Genomic DNA, 19,430 nt, shown 5'->3' with positions numbered 1-19,430 from the left:
CGTTCACCGCTGGCAGGTGCGCCAGTCGGGCTGCGCCCAGACCGGCGCCGCCGACGGCGGCAGCGGCGCGCGCCCCAGCACGAGATCGCTGCCTTTCTCGCCGATCATCACGGTCGGCGCGTTGGTGTTGCCGCTGACGATCGTCGGCATCACCGACGCGTCGATCACGCGCAACCGTTCGATGCCATGCACGCGCAGGTCGGGGCCGACCACTGCCTCCGGATCGTCCGCCGGGCCCATCTTGCAGGTGCCCGCCGCGTGATAGCCCGTTTCGGTGATGTCGCGCGCCCACGCATCGAGCGCGGCGTCATCGGTCTTGCCCGCGCCCGGCGACAGTTCGTCGCCGCACAGCTCGCGGAACGAAGGCTGCGCGAGGATCTCCCTGACGAGCCGCACGCCCGCGCGCATGTCGGCCCGATCGCGCTCCGTCTTCAGGTAGTTGAACAGGATCCGCGGCGGGATGCGCGCGTCGCCGGACGCCAGCGTCACCGCGCCGAGGCTCGTCGGGCGCATCAGGTCGATGTGCACCTGGAACGCGTGCGCGCGCACGCTCTCGACGCTGCCCGGCTGCACGGCGAGCGGCATGAAGGTCAGTTGCAGGTCCGGATGCTCGACGCCCGCGCGCGAGCGGATGAACGCCCCCGCCTCGAAATGGTTGCTCGCAGCAATCCCGTCGCGGTTCGCGAACCACTTCGCGCCGGTCCACCATTTGCGCGGGGCGACCGTCCACGGGTAGATCGAGACGGGTTTGCGGCACAGATACTGCACCACCGTATCCGGATGATCGGACAGCCGGCGCCCGACGCCCGGCAGGTCGTGCCGCGCTCGCACGCCGAGGCCTTCCAGCTCGTTCGCCGGCCCGATGCCGGACAGCAGCAGCAACTGCGGCGTATTGATCGCGCCACCGCACAGCAGTACTTCGGCACTCGCGCGAACCTGCCGCGTCTCGCCGTCGCACGCGTACTCGATGCCGGTCGCGCGCCTGCCGTCGAACAGCACGCGCAGCACGAGCGCGCCGGTCACGACCGTGACGTTGCCGCGCCCGAGTGCCTCCGCGAGATAGCCGCGCGCGGTACTCCAGCGCGACCCGCTCCACGTCGTGCGATCGACGCGGCCGAAGCCTTCCTGGCGATAGCCGTTCACGTCGTCGGTGTGCGCATAGCCCGCATCGACACCGGATGCGATGAACGCGCTGGCGAGGGGCGTGTCGGTCCGGCCCGCCGTGACGCGCAGATGGCCGCTGTCGCCGTGGTACGGATCCGCACCGAGCTCGTGCCGCTCGGCGCGGATGAAATACGGCAACACCTCGCGATAGCTCCAGCCGGTGCAGCCCTGCCCGGACCAGCCGTCATAGTCGCGTGCGTGACCGCGGATATAGACCATCCCGTTGATCGACGACGATCCGCCCAGCACGCGCCCGCGCGGCGTCGCGATGCGCCGCCGGTTCAGGAACGGTTCGGGCTCCGATTGATACTGCCAGTTGAAGCGGTTGCCGCCCACCACGATACCCATCGCGGAAGGCATGTCGATCGACCAGTGCCGATTCGTCGGACCGGCCTCGAGCAGCAGTACCCGCACGCCCGGATCTTCCCCGAGCCGGTTGGCCAGCACGCAGCCGGCCGATCCTGCGCCGACGATCACGTAGTCGTAGTCGCGACGCACGGCGTCGATTCCCTGTGGTTTCTTCATCGCATGCATGCAGTTGATCGAGATCATGGAAGACGAGTGCGCGAAGCGGCAGCGCCGCCCGAGCGCCGGAAGCGGAACGGGGAGCGGCGCTCCCCTGCCGGCTACGCGCCGTGGATGCCGTCGTGCACGAGCGTATGGAAGTGGTGCACGAGATGCTCGCTTTCGTTGCTGCGCTGCGCATCGATCACGTAGCGGCCCTGGTTGTAGCCCACCGAATGCAATCCCTTCTGCACCGAGATGTTCAGGCGGATGTCTTCCGGGCCGAGATCGGTGTTCATCCAGTCCATGCACGCCTTGGTCACCTCGGGCACCGCGTCGTGCGTCGAGTAGTAGCCGAAGCGCAGCAGCGTCTTCTCCGGTTCCAGCGGGATGATCAGGAACGTGGCGAGGAATTCCGAGTACGGGAACGTATAGAACGTGTTGTGCGGCCAGATGCCGATGTTGAAGAAGCACTCGTCGGGGTTCTTGTCGCCGAGCGGTACGCCGTAGGCGGCGGTCGCGTCGCGGTTGGCCGGCGCGATGTAGGTCCACCACTTGTCGTGCTGCGTGAGCCGGTAGCCGGCGAAATCGATCAGGCCGGCCAGTTCGACGTGATGCGGGCCCGACAGCGAGAAGTGATAGCCCTCGATCGAGTTGTCCATGATGACCTTCCAGTTCGCCGGCACGATCACGTCCTTCTCCTCGATCAGCCGGTATGCGTCCAGCTTCGGGAACACGCGTTTCATCTCCGCGTCGGCGCCGGGGAACAGGTCGCGCATCGACGGCGCATCCGGATCGAGATTGAAGTAGTAGAAGCCACCGAATTCCTCGACGCGCAACTTCGGGATGTTGTAAGCCGCGAGGTCGAAGTCTTCGATGCGATCGGTGCGCGGCGCGCCGCGCAGGCTGCCGTCTGCGCCGTAGCACCACGAGTGGTACGCGCAGCGGAACAGGCCCTTCTGCTCGCCGCGCCGCGCTTCCACGAGGCGATTGCCGCGATGCTGGCACACGTTGTGGAAGGCATGGACCTTGCCGTCGCGGCCGCACGCGGCGATCACGCTCTGGTCGAACACATCGGTCATCACGAATTGCCCTGGCGTGCTCAGCTCCGAGGTGTGTCCGATCACGTGCCATGCCGACATGAAAATGCGATCGCGCTCGGCCGCGAATACCGCGTCGTCATAGAAATAGCGCGACGGCAGCGTAAGCGCGCGTTCCGGCCGTTGCTGCATCCAGCGGTCGGCAGCGACGATGTCTTGCTTCTTCACAACGGAGATCGGTTGCATGGGCGGGGTTCCTGTTTCTGTCGTTCGTCGAAGGAGCGGCGGCCCGGTTTGCCGGCCGTCCGCCTTGAAGCGAACTTTATGGGGCCCCGCCGGCCCGCACTTGATGGTTCGCGACGTCGCGACGTCGCTGCCGCCGTCGCCGCGATCCGTCACGATTCAACGGCCCGAAGATTTTTTTGCGTGATGTCGATTTCGTCGCCGCCCGCCCGTCGTATCGTTGCAAGCCCGAGAAGGCCACGTTGCACGGCCGGCATGCCCCTCAACCATTCATCGAAGGAGAAACGACCATGCGCGTCCTCGTCATCGTCAAAGCCACCACCGATTCCGAATCCGGCCGGATGCCCGACCCCGAAATGATTGCCGCGATGGGCCGGTTCAACGAAGAACTGGCGCAAGCCGGCATCCTGCTCGCCGCCGACGGGCTGCACCCGAGCATGCGCGGCAAGCGTGTGCACTTCGCCGGCAAGAACCGCACCGTCGTCGACGGCCCGTTCGCCGAAACGAAGGAACTCGTCGCCGGCTTCTGGCTGTGGAAGGTGAAATCGATGGAAGAAGCGGTCGAATGGGTCAAGCGCTGCCCGAACCCGATGCCGGGCGATTCCGACATCGAGATCCGCCCGCTGTTCGAGGCTGAAGACTTCGGCCCGGCCTTCACGGAGGCATTGCAAGAGCAAAAGGCACGGCTGAGCGCGCAAGCCGAGGCCGGGAAGCACGCGTAAACCGGAGCGGCGCCGGACGGTTGCAAGACCGCCAGGCGCCGCCCCTACCCGCTGCCGCGTGCGGGGCTTACGCGCGTTTGCGCGGCACCGCGAGCCGCTCGACCGCGCCGCCGGTCACGTCCCTGAACATCCCGGCATTGCCGTACGCCCGCGCGGCGAGCATCGCGCCGTAGACCAGCGAGACGAACGTCGCGGCCTCGGTCTGCACCGACACGCCCGGCTGCACGATGCCGTCTTTCACCCCTGCCTCGAGCACACGCACCAGCCACGCGGCGAGGTCGTCGAAATGCGCCTTCACCGCCCGCGCGACTTCGTCGGGCAGCGCCGGCAGCTCCGCGCCGAGCATGCCGGCGACGCAGAACGGCGCGCTGTCGTCCGCGATGCAGCGTTCCCAGTAGCCGATGTACGCGCGCATCTGCACCAGCGCGTCGGCGCCGCTCGACTCGAGTAGCGACATATCCGCATCGAAATTCGCCTGTGACTGCTGCAGCACCGCGACCGCCAGATCCGCCTTCGTCGGGAAATGGTGGTGGATGCTCGCCTTCCGGATGTCGATCGCGTCGGCGATGTCGGCATAGCTGAACCCGCTGTAGCCGCGCCGCATGATCAGTTGCCGCCCGGCTTCGAGAATGCGGCCCGCGGTACTGTCCCCCGTTATCGTCATATCTACCTACCATCTAGTCGGATGAAAAACAGGGATAGTTTACCGCCCTGAGATAGTCTTTTCCAGCCGCGGTTTCTCCTTGCCGCTCACCCTACCTACTAGTAGGATGATCACATCGACAGAACAAGACGCCTGTCGATATCCGACGGTTTCCTACCCTGTCTTCCTTCTGGAGAATGAAAATGAAGCGCTCGTCCCAACTTCGCCGCATCGCTGCCGCACTCGCCATTTCCGCCGCCGCATTCGGCTCGCACGCCGCCGTCGCCGCCCCCGTCAAGAACGTCGTGCTGGTCCACGGCTACTTCGCCGACGGCTCGGGCTGGCAAGCCGTCTCGAACATCCTGACGCGCGACGGCTACAAGGTTTCCGTCGTCCAGCAGCCGGAAACGTCGTTCGACGACGACGTGAAGGCGACCCGGCGCGCCATCGACGCGCAGGACGGCCCGAGCATCCTCGTCGGCCACAGCTACGGCGGCGCGGTGATCACCGAAGCCGGCAACGACGACAAGGTTGCAGGCCTCGTCTACGTGGCCGCGTTCCAGCCCGATACCGGCGAAAGCCCGCTCGACCTGACCAAGAAGACGCCGCCCGCGACGAAGGCGATCAAGGCCACCGAAGACGGCCACCTGTACTTCGACGAAGCGTCGTTCCACGCCGACTTCGCGGCCGACGTGCCGGCCGCCGAAGCGAAATTCATGGCGATCTCGCAGGTGACGCCGGCCGCGCAGTCGTTCGGCGTGCCAATCACGCACGCCGCTTGGCGGACCAAGCCGAGCTGGGCCGTGGTCGCCATCGCCGACCGCGCGATCAACCCCGAGCTCGAACGCTTCATGACGCAACGGGCCGGCAGCAAGACGATCGAACTGAAGTCGAGCCACGTTGCGTACATCTCGCATCCGGCCGACGTGGCGAAGCTGATCGAACAGGCCGCCAAGGGCGCCGGTAAGGAGTGATCCAACGGATTGCCCGATTCCGCCTGTTGACGTCCTCCCTCCGAGTAACGTATCGTTTTGACACGTTACTTGGAGAATTCTTGCCGTCATGCATTCCCGTTTCGACCGTTTCCGCACCACGCCCCTTGGCGTCCAGCTCGAAGCGCTGATCGTGCAACCCGCGCACTACGTCGAATTCGCGGCGCTGTCGCGCGTCGGCGTCGCCGCGATCGGCGCGATTCAGCACGAGATCGCACTGAAATTCCCCGAAATCGAAACCGACACGACCGCCCGCCAGTTCTGCGGCGCGATGGTCGCGGAAGTCATGCGCCGCCACGGCCACGACGTCGTGCAAGCACGCGGGCGGCTCGGCGGCACGCTGTTCAGCTACGGCGCGGTGTTCAGCGCGTATCCGCAGTTGCTGCCGTTCGCCGACGTCGTCGCCGCGCTGGCCCGCCTGCCCGATCGGCTCGCCGCGTATGCGGCGCACGTGCCAGCCGCGCTGTGGACACGCCGCCCCGACGGCACGGGCTTCTCGCTCGTCGAGCATGCGTGCCACCTGCGCGATCTCGACGCGGTGTTCGCCGAACGCATCGACGCCGTGCGCACGCTCGAACTGCCGGTGATCGCATCGGTCGACGGCACCGTGCTCGCCACGCAACGCGACTATCTCGCACAGCCGCTTGACGTTGCCGTCACTGCATTCCGCAAGGGCCGCGCGGCGCTGTGCGCGACCGCGGCCGCGCTGGCGCCCGCGCAACTCGCCCGCTGCGGGTTACGGGACGGCATCCGCCGCATGTCGCTCGACGAACTCGTGCGCGAGCTGCTCGACCACGATCGCACGCACGTGCTCGAACTCGACGAACTGCTCGCCGAACTCGAATTGCCGCCCCTTCCTTCCGCGCCCGCCCCATGACCCAGCCCACGCCCGTCGTCTTCATTCACGGTTTCATCGGCACGCTCGACGTGCGCGGGTGGAACGGCCCGCATCTCGCCCCCGACCTGCTCGGCTACGGCGCGCATCGCGCGGTACCGTTCGATGCGATCACGCTCGCCGCGCAGGTCGAGCACCTTCGCCGCACCGTCGATACGCACTTCGGCGCGCAGCCGGTCGATGTCGTCGGCCACTCGGTCGGCGGCGCGATCGCGATGCTGTTCGCGCATGCGCACCCCGGACGCGTGCGGCGGATCGTCAACGTCGAAGGGAACTTCACGCTCGACGATGCGTTCTGGTCGGCGTCGGTCGGCCGCATGACGCCCGCCGAAGCGGACACCATGCTCGACGGCCTGCGCGCCGATCCGCACGGCTGGCTGCGCGGTGCGATCGACGCGCCGTCGCCGGGCCTGCTCGACGATGCCCGCCGCTGGCTTGCGCATCAGCCCGCATCGACGCTGCGCGCGATGGGCCGCTCGGTGGTCGCAACGACGGGCGAGTCCGGCTATCTGCAGCAGCTCGCACAGGTGTTCGAGCGTCACCCGGTCTGGCTGATGGCCGGCGAACGCTCGCGCGCGGGCTGGCACGTGCCCGACTGGGCGCTCGCGCAGTGCGCCGGCTTCGACACGATCGAACGCTGCGGGCACTTGATCCCGGCCGAGCAGCCCGATGTGTTTCGCGCGGCGCTCGAGCGCATCGTGTCCGCGCCGCCCGCCTGACAACCCGTAGGATTCGCCGAAATATGGTTGAAAGGCACGGTTGCTAGAGTCGCCCGAACAGGGTTTCCCGGCGCCCGGCGCCGGATGGGGTCGACACATGCGAGGATCGATGTACCTGGCACGCGCCTTCTGGCTGCTTCTGCTGGTCGCCATTTCAGGCCCTGCTCTCGCATTCCATGCGCGGGTCGTCGCGATTCCCAGCGCCGCGATGAACGAGACGCTCAAGGCAACCGTCGTGCTGCCCGACGCTTATGCGCGCGGCACCCGCGACGGCGACCGCTATCCGGTCGTCTATCTGCTGCACGGCTCCGGCGGCGACCACACCGACTGGACGTCGAACACGCACATCGCCGCGCTGGCCGACCGTTACCACGTGATCCTCGTGATGCCCGACGGCGGGCACGAGAGCTGGTACATCGACAGCCCGTTCGACTCGGGCAGCCGCTACGAAACCTTCATCGGCGACGAAGTCGTGTCCTACGTCGATCTGCACTTCCGCACGATCGCAACGCAGCGTGCCCGCGCGATCACCGGGCTCAGCATGGGCGGCTTCGGCGCGCTGCGCATCGCGCTCGACCGGCCCGACACGTTCGGCGCGGTCGGCAGCATCAGCGGCGCGGTCGATCCGCGCTGCTGCGCGGACGAGCCCGGCATCGACCACGTATTCGGCGACCCCGGCCGCCACCCGTCGTTCTGGAACCGCAACGTGATCGTTGCCGGCGCCAGCGCGTTCGTGCGCGCGCATCTCGACCTGACGATCGATTGCGGCCGCGACGACGCGTTCGTCGGCTCGAACCGCACGCTGCACGAACGGCTCGTCGCGCTCGGCGTACCGCACGACTATGCGGAGCGACCGGGCGGCCACACGTGGGATTACTGGTCGAATGCGATCCGCTACCAGATGCGGTTCTTCGCGACGTCGTTCCAGCACGGCGGCTATGCGTACCATCCCGCGCCCCATGCGCCGGGAATGACACGCGCGGGCTGATGCGCGCCCCATCGCCGCGCCGCAACGCGGCCCGGCGAACCCGGTGGTACGATGCGCTGGCATCGACCACCCGACACCTTCCATGCCGCGCGACAACTTTGCGGACCTCCTCGCCTTCATCGCCGTCGCGCGCGAACGCAGTTTCACGCGTGCGGCCGCGCAGCTCGGCGTCTCGCAATCCGCGCTCAGCCATACGATCCGCTCGCTCGAAACGCGCCTCGGCGTGCGGCTGCTCACGCGCACGACACGCAGCGTGGCGCCGACCGAAGCCGGCGAACGACTGCTGCTGAACCTCGCACCACGCTTCGACGAAATCGAGGCCGAACTGACGGCGCTCGCGGAACTGCGCGACCAGCCCGCGGGCACCGTGCGCATCAACGCGACCGACTTCGTGATCCGTACGCTGCTGTGGCCGAAGCTTGCGCCGGTCCTGCGCGACTACCGCGACCTGAAGGTCGAGTTCGTGAACGACTACGGGCTGTCCGACATCGTCGCGGAACGCTTCGACGTGGGCGTGCGGCTCGGCGACCAGGTGGCGAAGGACATGATCGCCGTGCGCATCTCCGCCGACATGAAAATGGCGATCGTCGGCGCGCCCGCGTATTTCGCGGAACGCGCACGCCCCGTGTTGCCGCAGGATCTGGTCGCGCACGACTGCATCAACCTGCGCCTGCCGACGCACGGCGCGCTGTACGCGTGGGAACTCGCGCGCGGCGGCGACTCGCTGCAGGTGCGCGTCGACGGGCAGGTCACGTTCAACGGCACCTACGAGACGCTCGATGCGGCGCTCGCGGGCTACGGGCTCGCCTATGTGCCCGCCGAACTCGCGGCACCGCATGTCGCCGCCGGCCGCCTCGACAGCGTGCTCGACGACTGGTGCCCGACATTCCCCGGCCATCACCTGTACTACGCGAGCCGGCGGCAGTCGTCGCGCGCGCTCGCCGTGATCGTCGATGCGCTGCGCTATCGCGCATGAGTCGACGAGGCGCCGCCCATGCGCCGCGATTCATGAATCGGGTCGATAAGTGCATGCGGATTGCCGGGGATTATCGATAGACGCATCGCTGGCTACCATCGACGGTGTTCCCCACCTACCCCGGAGCCCTCGATGTCCGAACCGACTTCCCCTGCACGCAAGGCATTCGGCGCCATCGCCCCCGCCCTCGCCGACTACACCGACAACGTGCTGTTCGGCGACGTCTGGCAGCGCCCCGGCCTGTCGCCGCGCGACCGCAGCCTCGTCACGGTCGCGAGCCTCGTGTCGCTGTATCGCGTCAACGAACTGCCGTTCCACCTGAAGAAGGCGCTCGACAACGGCCTCACGCGCGACGAGCTGGTCGAAGCAATCACGCACCTCGCGTTCTACTCGGGCTGGCCGACCGCAAGCTCGGCGCTGACGATCGCGCAGCGCGTGTTCGACGAAGCCGGCGTGTAAGCGCAGCGTCCCCTCATTCAACCGGCGGGCACGCGCCCGCATGGAGCGTTCATGGATTACCGCTATCTCGGGCGCAGCGCGCTCAAGGTGTCGCCGCTGTGTCTCGGCGCAATGATGTTCGGCGGCGAGACCGACGAAGCGACGTCCTCACGGATCATCGACAAGGCGTTCGACCAGGGCATCAATTTCATCGACACGGCCGACGTCTATCACGCCGGCCGTTCGGAAGAAGTCGTCGGCCGCGCGATTGCGTCGCGTCGCGACAGTTGGGTCGTCGCGACGAAGTTCGGCTTTCCGGCCGGGCCGGACGCAGAGCCGAACCGGCAGGGCCAGTCGCGCAAATGGATCGTCGAATCGGTTAACGCGAGCCTGAAGCGGCTCGGCACCGACTACATCGACATCCTCTATTTCCATCGCGCGCTGACCGATGCGCCGCTCGACGAAGGGATGCGCGCGATCGCCGACCTGATCCGGCAAGGCAAGGTGCGCTACTTCGGGCTATCGAACTTCAAGGGCTGGCGCATCGCCGAGGTCGTGCGGCTCGCCGACCAGCTCGGCATCGATCGCCCGGTCGCAAGCGAACCGCTGTACAACCTCGTCGATCGCACGGCCGAGGTCGAACAGCTTCCGGCCGCCGCGCACTACGGGATCGGCGTCGTGCCGTACAGCCCGCTCGCACGCGGTGTGCTGACCGGCAAATACGCGGTGAATGCGCAGCCGCCCGCCGATTCGCGCGCGGGCCGCGGTGACCGTCGTATCCAGCAAACGGAATGGCGACCCGAATCGTTGCACATCGCGCAGCAGGTAGCCGCGCATGCTGCCGCGCGCGGCACGACGTCGGTTGCGTTTGCACTCGCGTGGGTGATGAAGAACCGCATCATCAGCTCGACGATCGCGGGGCCGCGCACCGAAGCGCACTGGGACAGCTACATCGATGCGCTGAAGCTCGAACTCGGCCCGGACGACGAACGGTTCGTCGATTCGCTCGTGCCGCCCGGGCATGCATCGACGCACGGCTATACCGATCCCGGCTATCCGGTCGAAGGCCGCAAGATCTGAAGTCGGAACGGGATGAGTGAATGAGATGCCGGGCGCGATGCCCGGCATGAAGATGAACGCGCGTCGCCCGACGCGCGAAGATGTGGAGAAGCGGCGGGATCAGTTGTCTTGCGCGGTTGCGTCGGCGCTGACGACGCGATCGAAGCATTCCTGTGCACGCGCCAATTCGTCGAGCGCGCGATCGAGGCGCGACATCGCGCGTGCGTATTCGGCCGACGAAACGTCGTCGTCGCTTTCGCCGCGCACGGCGCGAAAGGCCTGATCGACATTGCGCGTGGCTTCGACGAAGCGCTGCGCGGCCCGGGCTTCCCGCGAACAGATGTGGGTCGACATCGACACTTCTCCCTCAGGGTTGCAGTGTGAAGCACGCCGACGCTCAGTGTGCGTGGTGCGCATGTCGGCGGCGTGAACCACGACCCATCGAGTATCGATGCATCGGCCGCCGCGCAGCGCGCTTCGTGCCGATTGTCTCTCTGCGCTCGCCGCTCCGCTATGGCGAGATTGCAACAAATTCTTGCGCGAGCTGCTGCGCGCGTTTCGTCACGCGCGCCCGATACGCGGATGCGCGAGGCCCGTGAACGCGGCCGCTTCACCCGGCGACAGGTCGAACAGGTCGCCAGTGAGGTCACGCGGATGCTCGGCGGCCGGCCGATTGCGCAAACGCGCCACGTGCGTGGGCGCAACATACGCGGCCGCCGTTTCGATCGGCGGCACATCGAACAGATCGCGCGTGACGCCGCGCACGTCGTCCGTCGGCGAACGGCCGCGCAAGCGCGCGACGAGCTCGACGAAGCGATCGAAATCGCCCGCGCGCGTCGCCTTGTTCACTTCCGCGAGATCGCGCGCCTTCAACACGCACGGCTGCGCGAGCCGCACGAAATACGGTGCTTCGAGTTCGACCGACAGCGCAAGCGGATAGCTCTTGCCCGTCTGCTCCTTCGCACGCCCGACACAATCGACCACGGCCGCCCCCTGTGCGGCGCCGAGCGACTTGCCGGTGCTCACGCTGCGCAGGTGATCGGGAAACACGCGCAATTGCGTGCCGACCGTCAGCGCGGTGGATGACGCGCACACGAGCGCGTAGTGCTGTTCGCGGCGCCGGCCCGACGGCAACGTCGAGCGGCTGGCGATGAACGTGTGCGGCGGCAATGGCCGCACCTGCCCGCTCGCGTCGACCCATGCATTCCACAGCAGCATGTCTTTCCGCTCGCCTGGGCGCGGGCGCGACGCGACCGGCGAAAACAGCGCGAGCAGCGAGCCCGTGCGATGCGCGGCGACTTGCGCGCTGCTGCCGAGCGGCTGGTTGATGCCCCACAGAAAACGCCCGCCCCCGAGCCGGCGCTCCCATTCCTTGCGGAGCACGACGGTCGGCAGTTCCTCGCCGGACTCGGTACCGATCTTGGTCCAGCAGAACGTGGGTGGGAGGTGTTTCAGTGTCATCAACTATCTCGGGATACAGCCTCGCTGGTGACAGCAAGCCCATTCAACAGCCGTAACTGTATAGGTATAATGCATCGCATGGAAGCCCCGGACCAAGATTTTCCCGTTCAAGACCTGTTGCGCCGCTTGATGGCAGATACACGCTCGTCCAGCGAAATAGCGCGACTCTCCGGGGTCAGCCAGCCGACCGTATCGCGCCTGAGGCTGTCGAACGGGCACCGGCTGCGCCGCAGTGCACCATTCAATAAGCTATGCAGTTTCTATGGTATCGATACCGGGCCGTCGCGCCGCCAGTACAACGACCTGCTGCGCGACGCGATCGTCGACGCGTGGGATGGGTCGGACGAGCACGGGCGCGCGCTGCTGGTCGTGATCCAGGGGTTGAAAGGGCTGCAGGCGAAGGCGGATGATGGGTGATGGGGTGGGCGGGGGTGCTCCGCGCCCGCGGCTACGGCAAGCGCCGGAAGAGACGGCGCGTCGGAAATTGCGACGGATGTTGCCTGACGCCCCGCAAGCGACACGCAGAATTCTCGAAAGCCGCCACTCAACCGAACCATGCGTTGGCTTCGATGTGCAGCATCAGCAATCGACGCAGGCTGAATCGGTGCTGCCATCCCGGCCCGCAAACCAGGCAACTTGCGCCCTCTCGTCAATCGAGATACTTGCCGAAATATTCCTTCACGGCAGCTTCGTTGTATTTGTCCTCTCCACGCCAGTGCTCCATGAAATGCCAATCGTGCCTGCCTCGCGAGGGCCTGTCGTAAGACGACGGTCGCAGAATATCAACGCAAGCCAGAATTTCCATCAACACGTCGCGTTCGCTTTTCGTCGATTTGATGACCGGCGCCAGGTTGTCCCTCAGCGCACTCGGGTGGTCACCTGGCTGGCTTTGAGCGATCACTGACAGCATCGATTTGAGAATGTCGATGTCGGCCCGCGTGGGCTCCGAAATTTCTTCGCGCAGGAATTGCTGCAAATCGAACAGCGTATATATCCGGCCGCCGAGACGCACGCCGCCCCATTTGATGCGCTCGAAATTCAGTACGTTCAAGTCCACCTCTTCATACTCCCGGGATCCATCGCAGACGCCGCAACGATAGGAGGTGTGGGTGATGACACCGTTCGTGTAACCGTGTCCGCTCACTTTCGGAACGTATTCATGTGGCGGCGACAATCGTTGCGCGCACACGAAAGAAGCCAACGCCGAACGCCATTCCAGCCGTCGCGTCGAGAGGCTGCTCAAAAATGCCCTGGCTACGGCATCCTGCGCAACCTTGGGCAGGATTTCCTTGATCGCCGAAATGCTCTGGTCGTGCGTCAGCGTGACGGGGGAGAACATCACGCCTTGTTCCTTCGCATAGGCAAAATCGGCGTCGCTGATGCGCCTGTCCTTTCTGTCTACCCACCCCTTGCCGCTCCAGTAGGTTCTGACCAGGATGTTTCTTGCCTTTTTATCCATAAGACGCCTCACAAGTGGACTGCATGAATCAGCACCAGTGGACTGGATAGCTCTCGTCCGGATGACCGCAACTGGCCGAATGCAGCCCCGCGCAATCTGCGCAAGTAACCCGTTCCCGCACACGACTCACCCCAGCACCGACTCCCTCAACCACTCGCGCGCCATCGCCGTACATAGCGACGGCCGCTCCAGCGTCGGGAAATGACCACATCCGTCGATCGCTTCAAATCGGGCATGTGGCATCACGCCGGCGATACGCCGGCCGACGTCGACGGGTACGAAGCGATCCGCGGCACCCCAGACGAGCAACGTAGGTACCTTGCTCGATGCAAGCGTCGACCAATGATCCACGCGCGTCAGCGTGGCGTCGGACTGCCGGGCAAACACATCCGCGCCGGCATCGCGGGCCATCTGCACGAATGCGGCCCGTGACGCGCCGTCGTGTGCCGGGATCGCCTGCTCGGCAAACTCCTCAATGACTCGTTCGTGCTCTCCGGCGCGAATTCGTCGGCTAGTGGCACGAGCGGCGTCCGGATCCGGATGAACGCCGGGCTGACAGTTCATCAGCCAGAGCCCGCGAACACGGTCCGGCGCTCTCGCGAGCACTTCCATCGCGAGACACCCGCCATATGCCGTACCAACGAGAATGAACGCACCGCTTGTCGATGCCAGGAGCTGATCGGCACTCTCGGTGAAGGTTGCATGCGCAAGTACCTTCACGGTCGGCGAAGCAAGATCCTTCAGTGCTTCGACCTGATGCGCATACATGCGGCCGTCGCACGGCATCGCGGGTAGAAATATGAGCGGTAGCAACATCAGGATGATTCAGGCAGGTAGTGGATCGCGTTTCGAAACCATCCAGCGTAATCTCAGTCGACTTCAAGTTTCTGAGCGCAAGCTCATCAACAACGACATGTACTGTGCAGAAGAAAATCGACTTCACTGTACATTTCATCCCGCTTTTACCTAAAACACAATGCCCATCAGGCTCGGGATCGGAAAATCCGGAAAGGCCTTCTGCATGCCATAGATGGGTACAAGACGATCAAAGAAATCCGGCCCGCTCGAGGCATCACGGCGGCGATAAAAACTGGACGCCAATTCGATGAACACATCCGCTGACCAGCTTCCGTCGTCGCTTGGCGCTGCCACGTTTGCTCCATTCCTCATCGCAAGTATCGCGCTCGCAGCCGCATACGGTGCCAGCTTCCTCCTTTCCGAGCATCTGCGTCAAAGCGGCCTGGATTCTTCAATGGCAGGCGCGGTGATCTCGACCGGCATCCTGACCATGATCGTCAGTTCTCTCGTCGCCGGATGGGTAGCACAACGAATCGGCTTGATGTCGACCATCGTGGCGGCGGCTGCCGTCATGGCGCTTTCCATGCTCGCGTTCAGCCTGGCAGCGCACGACTTGAGGATCGCGTTTATCGGCGGCCTGCTTCTGGGAATGGGATGGTCGGCCTTTTACATACTCGCGCCGCTTCAGATCATTCATCACCTCAGGCCCTCAGCGCGAATCAAATACCTGACCTTGCTCTCGGGCGGTCAGATGGTCGGCCTGGGTCTCGCGTCACCGATCGGCCATTTCGTCGCCAGCCGCTTCGGGTCGTACGCCATCGTCTACGCAGGCCTGGCGTGTCTCTGCGTGATCGCCGCCGTCGCATTTTCGATTGTCCGACAACGGACGGAACGCATACCCCATCCGCAGGCGGATGCAACCGGACTGACCGCCGCGCGGGTCGCCGAGATCCTGCGCCATGTCACCCGGCTGCCGATCATCATGATCGGACTCGCCGCCTGCGTCTTCTCCGCGTTGTCGAATTTTCAGGCGATCTACGCGGAATCGCGACACCTGTCGCCCGATACCTTCTTTGTGACATTCACGCTGACGACCGTCTTCTGCCGATTCACGCTGGCGCAGACGATCAGCCGATTGCCGGTCCGGAAGCTCGCATTCACGCTGTTCGCGCTGACGCTCGTGGCGCTGGTTCTCTTCGTGTCCAATCCGGGCAGCGAAATCCTGTACGTAATCGGCTCGTTCATCTTCGCGATCGGCTACGGACTCAGCTATTCCACCTTGAACGGCATGGCGGTCAATCTCGCCAGCGAAAAGGGATTGTCCGCATCGGCGAGCTCGCAAGTCTTCACGATCGCCTACTTCACGGGCCTGTTCGGGTTTCCGTATGTAGCCAGCGTATTGGTGACCCACGGCGGCGTGAACTGGATGATCGTCGCAACGATCGCCGTCGTCGTCGTCAACTTGCTGATGCTCACTCACACGAGCCTTCGCCGCGACACCGCGCAGATCGCGGCACGCTGACCGCGAACGCGCGCTACGAATACAGATGCTGCGCCTGTTGCTCCAATCCGATCGCCAGCGGCCGCCGATCGATATGCCCGCGATATGGGTCGGACGCGCACGGGCGCGCGCTGCCGGTCGTGATTCAGGGGTTGAAGGGGCTGCAGGCGAAGGCGGATGATGGGTGACGGAGTGGGCCGGGGCGCAGCGCGCCTGACCGTCCGCTTCGACCGGCGATGTTTCCTGCCGAGCGGCATGACGAGCGTGTTCGAAACCGCGCCGATGTACACGAAAGACGCGCGCGCGATCGCGATCGATCGCGTGTTTGAGGTGACGTCGCTCGAGTTGCGGTGAAGTGTGAGCACGCAAAGACGGGATACCGGTTCCGTCGGATGAGCTACCACCCCGTTTCCGTGATCGAGAAACGCAGAGATCCGCCGTTCACGGCACCGACACGACCCTCACCTCGACTCGGTAGCAAAGGATTCCCGCTCGACCTGCGAGACACATTGCCTGGCGGCATCTGCAACGCGGCTCTTCTGTTGCGCCGATTTTTTGCACCAATACAGAGCCGCGGCCTTGTCCCTGACCAGGCCCGATTCGCCCCATTCGTAGGATTCGCCCATGATCAGTTGCGCGGTGGCATCGCCCTGATCCGCCTCTTTGCGCGTGTGCGCTACCGATTTTCCATACCAGTATGCCGCCTGCTCAGAATCCTGACGCACGCCAATGCCGAGTTCATAGTCCGTCCCCAGTCGCCGTTCGGCAAGCGCATCCCCCATCTCCGCACCGCGTCTATGCCAGGCGACCGCCTCGACGTGGTCCCTTGGTATGCCAAACAAGCCGTTACGATAGAGTTCTCCGATCTGATTTGCACACCCTGCATTTCCGTGATCAACGGCCTTCTTCATCAGTGCCACGCCCCAAGAAACATCCTGAGGCTGGCCGTGTGTACCTATCACATATCCCAGCCCGACGATGCATTCGCCTTCGGCGTCGCCTTGATTGGCGGCTTTCTGAAACCAGACGTTGGCTTGCGCCTGATCTTTGGGCATGGCGAGTCCCGACTCATAGAGTTTGCCGAGACCGATTTCCGCACGTGAGTTGCCTTGTTCGGCAAGCGGACGCCAAAGTGCGAGCGCGGTTGCGTAGTCCGTACGCTGAAACGCCCTAGCGGCATCTTCAACCGGATCCGCAACGGCAGTGCCGGCGACTCCCAGGATCAGTGCGGTCGACACGATCGACCGCGTGTGCCGTGAAAAGCGGCGCAGGGATTGCAAATCAAGGTGCGTCATGGTCACTCCGACATCGCTGAAACGGAAAACCGGAAAAGACGGCAGCAACGGAGACATTGCCTGCCCCTACTGCTCCAACCCGACCACCAACGGCCGCTGATCGCTCCGCCCGTGATCGTCGACCACCCGCACCGTGTAGTTGCCGGCCGTCCGCGGCTGCCAGAACAGCGCATCGCCCGGCGCACTGCGCCCGACAAACGCATCGTTGACGAACCAGTACAGCGCATGCGCGCTCGCATCGGCCGTCGCGTTGAACGCGATGCGCGTCTCCTCGGTACGCGTCACGCGCATCGCATACGTACTGCCGCGCAGCGGCGACGTGATGCGCGGCGGATCGCCCTCGACCTGCCCGGCGTCGCGGCAGTCCGCGTTCTGCGGCGGCCGCCGGCGCGGAATGCCGGCCTGCACGAACACCTGTTGCAGATCCGACGGCCAGAACTCGAAGATCTCCGTATGCGTGCGCTTGCCGTCGTACGGCGGGCACGCGGCCTTCCCTGTCGCATCGTCGATCACGACCGGCCGGTGCACGGTACTCACGCGGATCGGCGACGTGCCCGGCATGAACCACGTCCAGCCCTGCTGCGGGCACCACTCGTTCGGCAAGTCGCCGCTCGCGAGGCAGATCCGCACGCGCTTCAGCTTCGGCGGCACCGCACGCGGCGGCTCGACGAGCGTGCGCTCGGCATTCAGCGCATCGACAACCTGAAAGAACAGCGGTGCGGCCGCATCGACGCCGACGAACGCCGTGTTGGTCGAGTTGTCGAAATTGCCGACCCACACGACCAGCACGTACGGGCCGAACACGCCAGCCGTCCACGCATCGCGGAACGACCACGACGTGCCGGTCTTCCAGTAGACCGGCACGCTCGATGGCTGCGCGCCGCTCGTCTCGTCGGGGCGCAGATGCTGGCGCAGCATGTCCATCGTCATGTAGCTCGCCTCGGCGCTGAGCAGACGCCGGCCGGGCAGCGCCGGTTCGTCCGCGCGCAACCGCAGCGGCCGGAACTCGCCGCGATTCGCGAGCATCGCATAGAGCGCCGCAAGATCCTGCATCGTCACTTCGCCGCCGCCGAGCACGAGTGCAAGCCCGTAGTGCTGCGCGCTCGCGAGCCGGCGCACGCCGGCTTCCTGCAGGAACCGGTACAGATCCGGCGACTTGAGCTGCGACGCGACCCACACGGCCGGCACGTTGCGGCTGCGGTTCAGCGCATCTGTCGCGGTGATCGGCCCGAGGAAGTGGCCGTCGAAATTCTCCGGCGCATACGGGCCGAATGCGGTCGGCACGTCGCGCAGTACCGTCTGCGGGTGCAGCACGCCCTGATCGAAGCCGAGCGCATAGATGAACGGCTTGAGCGTCGAGCCGGGTGAACGCCGCGCGAGCGTGCCGTTCACCTGCCCGTCGATCGTGCGGTCGAAGAAGTTCGCGGAGCCTACGAGCGCCTTCACCCCCATGTCGCGCGTATCGACGAGGATCGCCGCCGCGTTGCGCACGCCGCGCGTATCGTTGCGTGCGACATAGCGTGCGATCTGCCGTTCGAGCGTGTGCTGCAGGTCAAGATCGAGCGTCGTCACGAGCCGCGCGTCGGCGTCGCTGTCGTTCGCCGCCGCGCTCGAGGTCGTACGCCACGCGCTGCGCGCGGCGAGTGCCTGGTCGACCGCATGCGGTGCATCGAACGGCAGCGCGGACAACGGCCGCATCGCAAGCGGCAACGCGAACAGCGGCTTGAACGATGCATCGCCCGGATGCTTCGTCAGCCAGCGCGCATACAGCCGGTTGCGCGACGCGGCCAGCGCGCGGTTGATTTCATCCTGCCCGCCGCGCACACGCCGCGCCGGGTCCTGCGGAATCACCGCGAGCGCGAGCGCCTCCGGCAGGGTGAGCGCGTCGGGCATCCGGTCGAAATAGACGACGCTCGCGGTGCCCGCGCCTTCGACGTTGCGGCCGTACGGCGCATCGTTCAGATACGCTTCGAGGATCTGCCGCTTCGAATAGAAGAGTTCGAGCTGCACCGCGCGCGCAACCTGCTCGAGCTTGCCGGCCGGCGTGCGCGTGTTCAGCCGCCACAGCGAGCGTGCGAGCTGCATCGTCAGCGTCGAGCCGCCCTGCGGATTGCCGCCGCGCACGTACGTGATCCACGCGCCGCGCGCGAGCCCGTACGGGTTGAAGCCGGGATGCCACCAGAACCAGCGGTCCTCGTGCAGCATCACGGCTTCGACGAGTTGCGGCGACATCCGGTCGAGCGGCACCCACAGCCGGTAGCGGTCGTCCTTCGCGAGCGTGAGCCGCAGCACGCGACCCTGTGTGTCGGTTACCGCGACCGACGACGGCTTCCAGTCGCGCAGCGGCGGATGCGGCCACAGCCGGCACGCGGCCAGCGCCACGAACACGAGCAGCGCGCCGGCGATCCAGTTCTGCCAGCGATGCAGCCAGCGGCCGGCGCCGTGCAGCACGCGCCGGCGCACCGAAACGTCGTCAGTCACGCGCGGGCGCTCCTCGCACCCGGCGCGGCCGGTAACGACGTTGCAGCCTCAT

19 protein-coding genes and 2 pseudogenes are annotated in these 19,430 nt (G+C 65.7%); 12 read left to right on the top strand and 9 right to left on the bottom strand.

The window, feature by feature from the left end:
• Positions 1-3 precede the first annotated feature (3 nt).
• Both G3O00_RS06395 and G3O00_RS06390 read right to left on the bottom strand, forming a co-directional pair.
• Entirely contained in the window at positions 4-1,689 is a 1,686-nt protein-coding gene (locus G3O00_RS06395; RefSeq protein ID WP_241024989.1) for a choline dehydrogenase, read from the bottom strand.
• Between the two features lie 101 nt (positions 1,690-1,790).
• Complete coding sequence (locus G3O00_RS06390; protein ID WP_206142464.1) at positions 1,791-2,954, bottom strand: aromatic ring-hydroxylating dioxygenase subunit alpha; 1,164 nt, start codon at positions 2,952-2,954, stop codon at positions 1,791-1,793.
• A 287-nt stretch (positions 2,955-3,241) separates the two neighbouring features.
• On the opposite strand from G3O00_RS06390, the gene G3O00_RS06385 reads away from it, so the two are divergent.
• Positions 3,242-3,673, top strand: a complete 432-nt coding sequence (locus tag G3O00_RS06385; RefSeq protein ID WP_206142469.1) for a YciI family protein — start codon at positions 3,242-3,244, stop codon at positions 3,671-3,673.
• Between the two features lie 67 nt (positions 3,674-3,740).
• Here the strand turns inward: G3O00_RS06385 and G3O00_RS06380 are convergent, their stop codons facing one another.
• A complete protein-coding gene (locus G3O00_RS06380) occupies positions 3,741-4,337 on the bottom strand; it encodes a TetR/AcrR family transcriptional regulator (protein ID WP_206142463.1) in 597 nt (198 codons plus the stop codon).
• A 182-nt stretch (positions 4,338-4,519) separates the two neighbouring features.
• Between G3O00_RS06380 and G3O00_RS06375 the strand changes: the two genes are divergently transcribed.
• From G3O00_RS06375 to G3O00_RS06345, 7 genes are all read left to right on the top strand, one after another.
• Positions 4,520-5,290 carry an alpha/beta hydrolase gene (locus tag G3O00_RS06375; RefSeq protein ID WP_206142462.1) on the top strand — a complete coding sequence of 257 codons (771 nt, stop codon included), beginning with the start codon at positions 4,520-4,522 and terminating at the stop codon, positions 5,288-5,290.
• An 88-nt stretch (positions 5,291-5,378) separates the two neighbouring features.
• Positions 5,379-6,185, top strand: coding sequence for a DinB family protein (locus G3O00_RS06370; protein WP_206142461.1), 807 nt, complete (start codon positions 5,379-5,381; stop codon positions 6,183-6,185).
• Positions 6,182-6,922, top strand: coding sequence for an alpha/beta hydrolase (locus tag G3O00_RS06365; protein WP_206142460.1), 741 nt, complete (start codon positions 6,182-6,184; stop codon positions 6,920-6,922). The genes G3O00_RS06370 and G3O00_RS06365 overlap by 4 nt, the downstream gene beginning before the upstream one ends.
• A 109-nt stretch (positions 6,923-7,031) precedes the next feature.
• Positions 7,032-7,910 carry an alpha/beta hydrolase family protein gene (locus G3O00_RS06360; protein WP_174931231.1) on the top strand — a complete coding sequence of 293 codons (879 nt, stop codon included), beginning with the start codon at positions 7,032-7,034 and terminating at the stop codon, positions 7,908-7,910.
• Between the two features lie 82 nt (positions 7,911-7,992).
• Positions 7,993-8,886 carry a LysR family transcriptional regulator gene (locus G3O00_RS06355; protein ID WP_206142459.1) on the top strand — a complete coding sequence of 298 codons (894 nt, stop codon included), beginning with the start codon at positions 7,993-7,995 and terminating at the stop codon, positions 8,884-8,886.
• A gap of 132 nt (positions 8,887-9,018) precedes the next feature.
• Positions 9,019-9,345, top strand: coding sequence for a carboxymuconolactone decarboxylase family protein (locus G3O00_RS06350; RefSeq protein WP_011354130.1), 327 nt, complete (start codon positions 9,019-9,021; stop codon positions 9,343-9,345).
• Between the two features lie 51 nt (positions 9,346-9,396).
• Positions 9,397-10,404 (top strand): aldo/keto reductase, encoded by a 1,008-nt coding sequence (locus G3O00_RS06345; protein WP_206142458.1) that lies wholly within the window; start codon positions 9,397-9,399, stop codon positions 10,402-10,404.
• A gap of 99 nt (positions 10,405-10,503) precedes the next feature.
• On the opposite strand, the gene G3O00_RS06340 is transcribed toward G3O00_RS06345, so the two are convergent.
• Both G3O00_RS06340 and G3O00_RS06335 read right to left on the bottom strand, forming a co-directional pair.
• Positions 10,504-10,737, bottom strand: coding sequence for a hypothetical protein (locus tag G3O00_RS06340; protein ID WP_011354128.1), 234 nt, complete (start codon positions 10,735-10,737; stop codon positions 10,504-10,506).
• A gap of 207 nt (positions 10,738-10,944) precedes the next feature.
• A complete protein-coding gene (locus tag G3O00_RS06335) occupies positions 10,945-11,844 on the bottom strand; it encodes a hypothetical protein (RefSeq protein ID WP_174931228.1) in 900 nt (299 codons plus the stop codon).
• Positions 11,845-11,922: 78 nt separating this feature from the next.
• Here G3O00_RS06335 and G3O00_RS06330 point away from each other — a divergent pair, with 78 nt between their 5' ends.
• Positions 11,923-12,261 carry a helix-turn-helix transcriptional regulator gene (locus G3O00_RS06330; RefSeq protein ID WP_206142457.1) on the top strand — a complete coding sequence of 113 codons (339 nt, stop codon included), beginning with the start codon at positions 11,923-11,925 and terminating at the stop codon, positions 12,259-12,261.
• 232 nt (positions 12,262-12,493) lie between these two features.
• On the opposite strand, the gene G3O00_RS06325 is transcribed toward G3O00_RS06330, so the two are convergent.
• Positions 12,494-13,303, bottom strand: coding sequence for a hypothetical protein (locus G3O00_RS06325; RefSeq protein WP_206142456.1), 810 nt, complete (start codon positions 13,301-13,303; stop codon positions 12,494-12,496).
• Between the two features lie 126 nt (positions 13,304-13,429).
• Positions 13,430-14,119 carry an alpha/beta fold hydrolase gene (locus G3O00_RS06320; RefSeq protein WP_206142455.1) on the bottom strand — a complete coding sequence of 230 codons (690 nt, stop codon included), beginning with the start codon at positions 14,117-14,119 and terminating at the stop codon, positions 13,430-13,432.
• 289 nt (positions 14,120-14,408) lie between these two features.
• Here G3O00_RS06320 and G3O00_RS06315 point away from each other — a divergent pair, with 289 nt between their 5' ends.
• From G3O00_RS06315 to G3O00_RS06310, 3 genes and pseudogenes are all read left to right on the top strand, one after another.
• On the top strand, positions 14,409-15,623 hold the full coding sequence (locus G3O00_RS06315; RefSeq protein WP_206142454.1) for an MFS transporter: 1,215 nt from the start codon (positions 14,409-14,411) through the stop codon (positions 15,621-15,623).
• An 83-nt stretch (positions 15,624-15,706) separates the two neighbouring features.
• Positions 15,707-15,790 (top strand): annotated as a pseudogene (locus G3O00_RS43270) (XRE family transcriptional regulator); the annotation flags it as partial.
• A gap of 64 nt (positions 15,791-15,854) precedes the next feature.
• A pseudogene (locus G3O00_RS06310) lies at positions 15,855-15,956 on the top strand (GNAT family N-acetyltransferase); the annotation flags it as partial.
• A 107-nt stretch (positions 15,957-16,063) separates the two neighbouring features.
• Here G3O00_RS06310 and G3O00_RS06305 read toward each other — a convergent pair.
• Both G3O00_RS06305 and pbpC read right to left on the bottom strand, forming a co-directional pair.
• On the bottom strand, positions 16,064-16,954 hold the full coding sequence (locus tag G3O00_RS06305) for a tetratricopeptide repeat protein (protein WP_206142453.1): 891 nt from the start codon (positions 16,952-16,954) through the stop codon (positions 16,064-16,066).
• A 9-nt stretch (positions 16,955-16,963) separates the two neighbouring features.
• Positions 16,964-19,378 carry a penicillin-binding protein 1C gene (gene pbpC / locus G3O00_RS06300; protein WP_206142452.1) on the bottom strand — a complete coding sequence of 805 codons (2,415 nt, stop codon included), beginning with the start codon at positions 19,376-19,378 and terminating at the stop codon, positions 16,964-16,966.
• Between the last annotated feature and the right edge of the window lie 52 nt (positions 19,379-19,430).

It is taken from the genome of Burkholderia sp. Ac-20384 (genome assembly GCF_017104605.1).
In the GTDB taxonomy this organism is placed as follows: Bacteria; Pseudomonadota; Gammaproteobacteria; order Burkholderiales; family Burkholderiaceae; genus Burkholderia; species Burkholderia lata.
Note: the sequence above shows the minus strand (reverse complement) of the source record. Positions and strands in the feature narration are given on the sequence as shown.

Excerpts from the sequence above, each read along its gene's own strand:
- G3O00_RS06395 (WP_241024989.1), bottom strand. The coding sequence starts at position 1,689 with ATGAAGAAACCACAGGGAATCGACGCCGTGCGTCGCGACTACGACTAC.
- G3O00_RS06390 (WP_206142464.1), bottom strand. The coding sequence starts at position 2,954 with ATGCAACCGATCTCCGTTGTGAAGAAGCAAGACATCGTCGCTGCCGAC.
- G3O00_RS06385 (WP_206142469.1), top strand. The coding sequence starts at position 3,242 with ATGCGCGTCCTCGTCATCGTCAAAGCCACCACCGATTCCGAATCCGGC.
- G3O00_RS06380 (WP_206142463.1), bottom strand. The coding sequence starts at position 4,337 with ATGACGATAACGGGGGACAGTACCGCGGGCCGCATTCTCGAAGCCGGG.
- G3O00_RS06375 (WP_206142462.1), top strand. The coding sequence starts at position 4,520 with ATGAAGCGCTCGTCCCAACTTCGCCGCATCGCTGCCGCACTCGCCATT.
- G3O00_RS06370 (WP_206142461.1), top strand. The coding sequence starts at position 5,379 with ATGCATTCCCGTTTCGACCGTTTCCGCACCACGCCCCTTGGCGTCCAG.
- G3O00_RS06365 (WP_206142460.1), top strand. The coding sequence starts at position 6,182 with ATGACCCAGCCCACGCCCGTCGTCTTCATTCACGGTTTCATCGGCACG.
- G3O00_RS06360 (WP_174931231.1), top strand. The coding sequence starts at position 7,032 with ATGTACCTGGCACGCGCCTTCTGGCTGCTTCTGCTGGTCGCCATTTCA.
- G3O00_RS06355 (WP_206142459.1), top strand. The coding sequence starts at position 7,993 with ATGCCGCGCGACAACTTTGCGGACCTCCTCGCCTTCATCGCCGTCGCG.
- G3O00_RS06350 (WP_011354130.1), top strand. The coding sequence starts at position 9,019 with ATGTCCGAACCGACTTCCCCTGCACGCAAGGCATTCGGCGCCATCGCC.
- G3O00_RS06345 (WP_206142458.1), top strand. The coding sequence starts at position 9,397 with ATGGATTACCGCTATCTCGGGCGCAGCGCGCTCAAGGTGTCGCCGCTG.
- G3O00_RS06340 (WP_011354128.1), bottom strand. The coding sequence starts at position 10,737 with ATGTCGACCCACATCTGTTCGCGGGAAGCCCGGGCCGCGCAGCGCTTC.
- G3O00_RS06335 (WP_174931228.1), bottom strand. The coding sequence starts at position 11,844 with ATGACACTGAAACACCTCCCACCCACGTTCTGCTGGACCAAGATCGGT.
- G3O00_RS06330 (WP_206142457.1), top strand. The coding sequence starts at position 11,923 with ATGGAAGCCCCGGACCAAGATTTTCCCGTTCAAGACCTGTTGCGCCGC.
- G3O00_RS06325 (WP_206142456.1), bottom strand. The coding sequence starts at position 13,303 with ATGGATAAAAAGGCAAGAAACATCCTGGTCAGAACCTACTGGAGCGGC.
- G3O00_RS06320 (WP_206142455.1), bottom strand. The coding sequence starts at position 14,119 with ATGTTGCTACCGCTCATATTTCTACCCGCGATGCCGTGCGACGGCCGC.
- G3O00_RS06315 (WP_206142454.1), top strand. The coding sequence starts at position 14,409 with ATGAACACATCCGCTGACCAGCTTCCGTCGTCGCTTGGCGCTGCCACG.
- G3O00_RS06305 (WP_206142453.1), bottom strand. The coding sequence starts at position 16,954 with ATGTCTCCGTTGCTGCCGTCTTTTCCGGTTTTCCGTTTCAGCGATGTC.